The following is a 522-nucleotide window of genomic DNA, read 5'->3' on the forward strand; positions in this document are numbered from 1 at the left end:
TCCGCTGGGCCGTCAAAGGCGTGTGGCGCAAGCTGTTCCTGACGCTTGCAGCCGAGGCCGGACCGCCGGCGCACGTCATGATCGACAGCTCAGCCGTGAAGGCCCACCGCTCAGCGGCCGGCGGTAAAGGGGGGAGCGCAACCAGGCGGTCGGGCGCTCCCGCGGAGGGCGCACCACCAAGATCCACGCGCTCACGGATCGACAAGGCCGGCCGATCGCCTTCCTGCTGACCGGCGGCCAGGTCGCGGACTGCTCGGCCGGAGCGACGCTGCTGGCCGAACTTCCCGCCGCCCGGATGCTTCACGGCGACAAAGGCTACGACAGCGACGCCATCCGCCGTCAGGCCGAAGCCGCCGGCGTCACGCCCAACATCCCGCCGAAGTCCAACCGCCGCTGGAAGCCCTGCTTCTCGCCGGTTCTCTACCGCGACCGCAACGCCATCGAGCGCATGTTCTGCCGCCTCAAAGACTTCCGACGCGTCGCAACCCGCTACGACCGTAACGCCACCAGCTTCCTCGCCGC

The 522-nt window shown here is 69.9% G+C and carries 1 pseudogene; it reads left to right on the top strand.

What is annotated here, in order from left to right:
- Positions 1 to 522: pseudogene (locus ACIKT0_RS19925) on the top strand (IS5 family transposase); the annotation flags it as partial.

It is taken from the genome of Hansschlegelia beijingensis (assembly GCF_045505405.1).
Lineage (GTDB): Bacteria > Pseudomonadota > Alphaproteobacteria > Rhizobiales > Methylopilaceae > Methylopila > Methylopila beijingensis_A.